7 protein-coding genes are annotated in these 7169 nt (G+C 56.8%); 3 read left to right on the forward strand and 4 right to left on the reverse strand.

What is annotated here, in order from left to right:
* Positions 1-268: GDP-L-fucose synthase (locus LJE91_10940; GenBank protein ID MCG6869209.1), on the forward strand; the 268-nt coding region annotated here is incomplete at its 5' end.
* Positions 269-378: 110 nt separating this feature from the next.
* Here the strand turns inward: LJE91_10940 and LJE91_10945 are convergent.
* The 4 genes from LJE91_10945 to LJE91_10960 all read right to left on the reverse strand — a co-directional run bounded on the left by LJE91_10945 (position 379) and on the right by LJE91_10960 (position 4992).
* Complete coding sequence (locus tag LJE91_10945; GenBank protein ID MCG6869210.1) at positions 379-1608, reverse strand: glycosyltransferase WbuB; 1230 nt, start codon at positions 1606-1608, stop codon at positions 379-381.
* A 30-nt stretch (positions 1609-1638) separates the two neighbouring features.
* Positions 1639-2562 (reverse strand): glycosyltransferase, encoded by a 924-nt coding sequence (locus LJE91_10950; GenBank protein MCG6869211.1) that lies wholly within the window; start codon positions 2560-2562, stop codon positions 1639-1641.
* A 268-nt stretch (positions 2563-2830) separates the two neighbouring features.
* Positions 2831-3628 carry a sulfotransferase domain-containing protein gene (locus LJE91_10955; protein ID MCG6869212.1) on the reverse strand — a complete coding sequence of 266 codons (798 nt, stop codon included), beginning with the start codon at positions 3626-3628 and terminating at the stop codon, positions 2831-2833.
* A 143-nt stretch (positions 3629-3771) separates the two neighbouring features.
* The gene (locus LJE91_10960; GenBank protein ID MCG6869213.1) at positions 3772-4992 is read right to left on the reverse strand and encodes an oligosaccharide flippase family protein; all 1221 of its coding nucleotides are present in this window, start codon (positions 4990-4992) and stop codon (positions 3772-3774) included.
* A 580-nt stretch (positions 4993-5572) separates the two neighbouring features.
* On the opposite strand from LJE91_10960, the gene LJE91_10965 reads away from it, so the two are divergent.
* The gene (locus tag LJE91_10965; GenBank protein MCG6869214.1) at positions 5573-6622 is read left to right on the forward strand and encodes a glycosyltransferase family 2 protein; all 1050 of its coding nucleotides are present in this window, start codon (positions 5573-5575) and stop codon (positions 6620-6622) included.
* A gap of 17 nt (positions 6623-6639) precedes the next feature.
* Positions 6640-7169, forward strand: a 530-nt coding sequence (locus tag LJE91_10970; protein MCG6869215.1) for a GDP-mannose 4,6-dehydratase, incomplete at its 3' end; no start/stop codon positions are given.

Here is a 7169-nt window from a genome sequence, read left to right on the forward strand (position 1 = left end):
GCAGACCCATCCCAGGCTGTCGCACATCAATATCGGCGCGGGGGAGGACATCACCATTGGCAAGCTCGCACGGATGATCGCGGAGATCACAGGGTTCGAGGGAAAGATCGTCTTCGATGCCACGAAACCCGATGGCGCGCCACAAAAACGCCTCGAGGTCAGCCGTCTCACCGCGCTGGGCTGGAAGCCCAGGATCGGACTGCGAGAAGGGCTGGCTTTGACTTTTCGGTGGTATTTGGATCACAGGGATAGGATTCGCCGGGCTTGATACCCCGATTCGTCCCAATCCGATCTTCGACACGGCCGGACGTATCCCCGCAGGGTTGGATCTGTGTTTTGCGCCAGTCAGGGTTCGGCGGCGATGCGGAACTGAGGCGTTCAGGCACGCGCCAGTTCTTCCAACTTCGTCTCTATTCCCGCCAGAATCATATCCCGGTCGAGGTGCCTAACGGCGAAATCCCGGGCAGCCGCCCCGAGGCTCTCCCTGAGCACCGCAGAATCCGCAAGTTCGACCAGCGCCCGAACGAACGCGTTCACGTCTTCGGGGGGAACGATGACCCCCCGGTTCTCAACCACCTTCGCGACCTGTGTCCCGGTGTGCGCCGTCGCCACCACCGGCCGTCCGCTGGCGAAGATTCCCGTCAGCTTCGAAGGCATGACAAGATCGGCCGCATCGGCCAGTTGCGGCAGAAGGTGTATGTCACCCAGATTGAGAAGCTCATTCAAACGCTCATAGGGCTGTGGCGGCAACCAATGAACATTCGTGTAGGCGTTCGTTTTCTCGCGCAACCGTGTGTAGACCGCCCCCCGACCGCACATCACGAACTGAATGTTCGGATTCGCTCTTAACCTCCCCATCACATCGACAAGCAACTCGAGTCCCTGTTTCTCACCCATGTTGCCTGCGTAGAGGGCAACGATGGCATCGTCCGCAATCGCGAGTTCTCGCCGCAGCGCTCCTGCTCCGGAAACCGGTCTAATGTGGCCGGTGTCCACCCCATTCAGGAAAAGGATCCTCCTGTCCACAGGGACCCCCTTGCTCCCGAGTTTTTCCAGCATGCTCGGCGAGATCGTCGAGACTCGATCAAATCGCCGCAGCAGAGACCGTTCGATCGCCGTCGAGACCGAGTTAAGTCGGCGAGAACTCAATTGCCCGAGTGAAAACGCAATATCCACTTCGAAGTCCTGGATGTGCAACCAGCTCCCTGCACCTCCCAGGCTTGCGGAAATCAACGCCGAGGGTGCGGCCAGGATCGTCGGAGCGATTACCAGCACGACATCCGGCTTCCACAACCACCCCATAACCGAAGGGATAAAACTGCTCAAGGAAAAACTGGCGAAATGCAACAGGCGCTTGACCCCGGTTTGATGTTTCGGAATGTAGACGGGACACCGCAAGACATCGACCCCGTTAAGCCTCTCCCGGCGATACCTCCAGGCAGAGTAACCACTTGCCACACGCCACTCCGGATAATAAGGAGGTGCGGCGAATACCCTGACCTTGTGCCCCTGGGCCGCCAGCCATTCTGCCGTCTCCCCGGCGTACTTGCCGGTCGCGGTAAGCTCCGGAGCATAGTTGATACTCGATATGAGTATTCTCAGCGCCATGTTTCTTTGTAACCTGACATGCTACCCGGTTCAGCGCCCCGTTAGTATGAGCCGGCATATCGCATTGAGCTGGACCTGGGATTCACGCCGAACCTCGTGGAATCGCCGTATCGCCGCTCGCGAGATCGTCTCGAATTGCGCGGGGAGTAGAACCCAGGTTTCGATCCGTTCGACCGCCCGCTCAACGAAACTCTCTCCCCCCTCGACAACCCATCCCGCCCGTGAGCCGATTACATCCCTGACACAGCCGCGGTCGGCAGCGATCACGGGGACACCGGCATACATCGCTTCGTGGATAACCCGGCCTTCGGCTTCATTGCGAGACGGGAAAAGAAACAGATCGATGCCGCGGTAAAACTCTTCCTTCACCGACCCGTAAACGGCACCGACATACTGGATGCTTCCGAGCCGATCGAGCCGATCGATCCGTGAAAGAAGTTCGGATTTCAGCGCATCGTCCTCGATCGGACCCGCAATCCTGGCCGAGACCCGGACACCGCGCCTGCCCAGCTCTTCCAACGTATCCAGAAACTCGTAAATTCCCTTTTCAACCGTTATATTACTGATGTAACCGATAACCTCGAGTCTGCCTCGCGGCTTCACGGCTTGCGGCACCCCGCTGTCATCCAGAAAAACGACATTCGACAGCCAGGCTGTCTTAACAATGCGGGGATATCGGGATTTCAGCGACACGCCCATGCGCTCGCACAACACGATATGCGTCGCTTTGGAACCCGAAACCAAGGTGATCCATTTCATCAGCAACCGGGGTTTGTCTACGTAGGTGTAGTTGTGGTGATGCAGGAACAGTCTCCTTCCGGAAAGCCGGCTAAGACCGGCGAATACGAGATCGTACGCGATGCCGTAACCTCCGGACATACTGATAACGACACTCCCGCCCCGCTTTTTCGTTACCAGGAGGAAGACGAATCGGGCCAGCCCCCTCAGAACCACCAAGGATCGACCGAGGCGCGCTCGATAAGACCGGCTCGCCGTATCAGGCGATAAATTAATGACCGATGGCTGATCGCCTGCGGCCGCCAAATGCTTCCGCAACGCCTCGTTACTAAGCGACTGCCCATGAATCGGCGGCGGGAAAACACCGACCATTACGATCATGTCTGTTTGACTTCCCTTCAGCAACGCTGATCAACGACTCCGTTGTCGAAGGGTAACCGCGCCGATGCGTCGATTCGTGCTTTTGCCGCTATCGCTGCGGGAATCATGCGTAACCCAACCGCGCGTTGACCTCACCCATCGTTTGTTCGAATAGAGCAAGATCCTTCTCGGAAAAGTATTTGTCCCATTGGCCCGGTGATGCGCTGCGCACGAAAGTCGCGCCTTCCAGCTTCATGCGCTCCCGGAGAAATCGGGAATCCTTTTCCTTTTTCCGCATCCGGTCTTTTTCGTTGGCGCGAACGGCAAACTCGATGCGCTCGCGATCCGCGCCGATTCCGAGTAATACCAATACCGATTCGAGTTGACTTGCCGGGTTGTTGAGCAGGTCCTCATAGCGCAACAGGAGAAAAGCCTCTGGCTGGACGTCGATCTGACGAAGCCAGGACTCGACGTTTTTATCCCAGGCCCCATACCCATCGAGGCTCCCCGACGTAAACCAGCGAAAGAATTCGGAGAACCCTCCGCTGAACATTCCCGTTGCACAATGGTGGTGATAATAGGACACCGCTACGTCCTTACCGTCGCGAACCATGTAGATTCCCCTGCCATAGGCTGGCTGCCACATCTCATGGGTCCGTATGATCCGCCCTCCAGCCGGTAGCATATAGCCACGCCCCTTGTGATAAGCCACTCCCGGAACGACGTCACCGACCCGGTCGAAGTCGGTCTCCTCGCCGGTCAACACCGTGGCGATCAGAAACGCCAGCCAAGTATTGCCCGATTTTGGGTAGGACGCCAAGAAGATGTCATGCGGATCAAGTCCCCTATGGCGCCAGGCCGTCAGCGCTACTCGAAAACCCAAGCGGCGCCCCATCCATTTCGCCATCAGTTCAGTGTGCACGATAATTCATACCAGTTCGCTCACTCCCCCGTCGCGACGTCTACACGCCCCCGCCACCATGTCGTTCCGACCGCCCGCTGCGAAATACCGACATCCGCTGACAATGACCGGACGCATTGAACTCCTCTCTGATCCACGACCGTTCAGCCGGATTCATCCGACCGCACCCTTATGACTGTCAACCCGTTAAACAACAACGCGGTGATCAGTGACGCTGCCTGGGCGATCACGATCGACAGGGCCAAACCTTCCAATCCTAGCTTCGGAACCAGGAACGGCAGGGTCATCAGCAGTACCGGATACATCGCCAATTCAGCGTATGTCGATGACTCGGGATATCCAAGTCCGCGTTGACATTCCACGAGAATACGCCTGATGGACCAGAGAAGGGCGGCTGCGAGGAGCATTCGCGCCACGGGGATGGCGTCAGAGAATTCCGCACCGAAAAACGTCACCACCAGCCAGGGCATAAGGTAGTACAAGGCGACGATCAGGACGCCGTTGAGCACGACGACCGATGATGAAAAGATTCCCAGGTACGACTTCGCAGCCCGAGCGGATTCGACCGCGGACATGAAAGGGAAGACGACCATGCCCAGGCTATGTGCTACGAACTTGGGCAGATTGTTGAATGCCTGAGCCACAACATAGATTCCCAGTGCCGCGGGAGAAAGGTACAGCCCGGCCACCAGCTGGTCGAATTTCAAGCTCTCCAGCGGAGAGACATAGCCCACCATCCCCCTCAATCCATAGGTCAGCAATCGCCGCGTTTCGGGCAGCGAACGCCCTCGGGCCATCGAGCCCTGCAGAGAAACGGTCACTCTGGCTCGTCTGAAAGCAAAAAATCCTACCACCACCTTGGCTGCCCCCCACATTATGGTGACCAAGGGCAGCGAGACGTGGCCCGAAACCCAGAGACTTGCCATCCCCACAGAATAAAGCACGGGATCCGCTAGACGGATGGCGTTGAAGCTCCGGAAGTGCCCCATACCCTGCAATATCGCCAGACCATACTGCTGCGCCACAAATCCGGGAACCGCGCTCAAAGTGATGAGGCCCGCCAGAACGACATCGTCCGACTTGTCCTGCAGGTAGATGGCCAGAACGCCGGCATGCGTGCCGAATAGCAAAACGCTCTGGCTCAGCACCGCACGCCCACAGAGCGTCATCATCCGGGGGGCGATAGAGTGATCCCTGGCGACGAAATGCGTCACGGCTTGCGGCAGGCCGAGGAGACCGAGCTGCGACACGGTCACCGCAAACAGGACGAGCAATGCGAGATAACCGCGACCTTCGACGCCCAGGAATCGTGCCGCCAGGATTCCGCTCACAATCAGGACGGCTTGTATCAAGATCCCGGTCACAACAGATTCCAGGGCCGACCGACCGAAGCGACCCAGAACAGCCACTTAAACCCCGATCCGGCCGAAGAGGCAGAGAAAAGGATCAGCCAACAGCCACCTGCCTCGCCCCTTCTTCAACACCCGAGCCCTTATGCGAAACACGCTGATGAATACCTTCAAACCGTTTCGGTATGATTTTGCCCCCGTCTTCCGGCTAGAGGATTTGAGCGATTGCCTCGAGGTCACCGAAACAACCGGGGTATTCGAACAGATCAACTAATGATGCCCTGACAATGCATAGTGCGGATCTGGGAACGTGGAACTGAGTCTCGGCCCGAATCCACCTCCCCGAATTCAATCACACATTCTGATGGATGTATTCATTCTCTTGATTGGGCGCGGAGCCGTTACCACGTCGAATCATACCGTTGCTTTCAGCGGAAATGACCGTGCGGTTGCGGCGTGCATCACACGGGGATATGGTGAGAGAATACGGTCCCGTTCGGGGACAATGCTATGTCTTTCATCGAAAATGGGGCGTATAATTGCATGTTTGTAAAAATTTCAGCTACTTAGATGCCTGTCAGGTCGTTGCATGGTTGTGTCACGGAGCGAAATCATCCCTGGAAATCCCGGCAGCTGCATTGACTTCGATCTGCACTCCCGCACGATTTCCGCCGCCACGGGGGGCTTGGCAAGCACATTGGCTCCAGATTCTCCCACAAGACTTTCTCAGCCAAATGTCGCCGTACTACTCTGCACCTTCCAGGGAGGTCGGTTTCTTGCCGAGCAACTCGAATCGATTGGTGCCCAAAGGCACAGTAACCTGACCGTATGGGCATCCGATGACGGGTCTGATGACGGCACCCTGCGCATTCTTGACCAATACCAAACCCAGTGGGGGAAGGAGCATCTCTCGATCCGATCGGGCCCCCGGCAGGGATTCGCCGCAAATTTTCTCTCTCTGGTGTGCGACCAAGACATACAGGCGGACTTTTTTGCCTTTGTGGATCAGGACGACATCTGGGAGTGCGACAAGATCTCGAGTGCGTTATCAAAATTGAATTGCATTCCGAAAGACGTTCCCGCTTTGTATTGCGCCAGAACCCGGATGATCGATGAAAATGGCCGTGACATCGGGTTTTCGCCGCTGTTCGAGAAAAAACCTAGCTTCGCCAATGCACTCGTGCAGAATATCGGCAGCGGAAATACCATGGTGATGAACAACGCAGCCCGCCAGCTCCTCAGCAGTCGGTGTGAACGAGACGTCGTCTATCACGATTGGTGGCTCTATTTGCTCGTCAGCGGGGCAGGCGGGACCGTGTTTTACGATGCGTATCCCACGACGCGTTATCGACAACACAGCAGTAATCTGATGGGTCCCAATGCCGGTTGGCGTGCCAGGCTGCTCCGCATATGGCTACTCTTTAATGGGCAATTCCGAAACTGGAATACCGTAAACACCCGCGCCTTGCAAAAGGCCAAACACCAGCTTACGCCCGAGAATCAACGCATCCTCGATCAATTCTGCGAAGCCAGAGACCGCTGGCTGGTGCCCCGGCTGTGGGGTCTCAAGCGCTCCGGCATCTATCGGCAAACGCTGGGTGGCAATATCGGCCTGATCACTGCGGCTGTACTCAAAAAGGTGTAGAAAGCCTCTATGTAACAATGACCATACTCGTTACTGGAGGCGCCGGATTCATCGGTTCAAACTTTGTACTCGACTGGCTGGAAGATCGTTCCGAACCGGTGGTCAACCTCGACAAGCTCACTTATGCAGGGAATTTGAAAAACTTGTCCTCTCTGAATGGGGATAAGCGACACGTCTTCCACCATGGAGATATTGGCGATTTCGAAACAGTCTCCCGGTTCCTGAGCGAATATGACCCTCGAGCGATTGTCAATTTTGCGGCGGAATCCCACGTGGACCGTTCCATTCATGGACCGATCGCATTCATCGAGACTAACGTCCTGGGCACCTGCCGAATCCTCGATGCCGCACGAATCCACTGGGACGCTCTGGCCGAGCCCGAGAAGAGCCGCTTTAGATTTCTGCACATATCCACCGACGAGGTCTATGGCTCACTGGATACCGACGCCCCTCCTTTCACTGAGACGCATCGTTATGAACCTAACAGCCCATATAGCGCGAGCAAAGCTTCCTCCGATCATCTGGTGCGCGCCTACCACCAAACCTA

This window comes from Gammaproteobacteria bacterium (assembly GCA_022340215.1).
Taxonomy (GTDB): Bacteria; Pseudomonadota; Gammaproteobacteria; order JAJDOJ01; family JAJDOJ01; genus JAJDOJ01.

Coding starts and splice junctions, on each gene's coding strand:
- LJE91_10945 (MCG6869210.1), bottom strand. CDS start 1,608: ATGGCGCTGAGAATACTCATATCGAGTATCAACTATGCTCCGGAGCTT.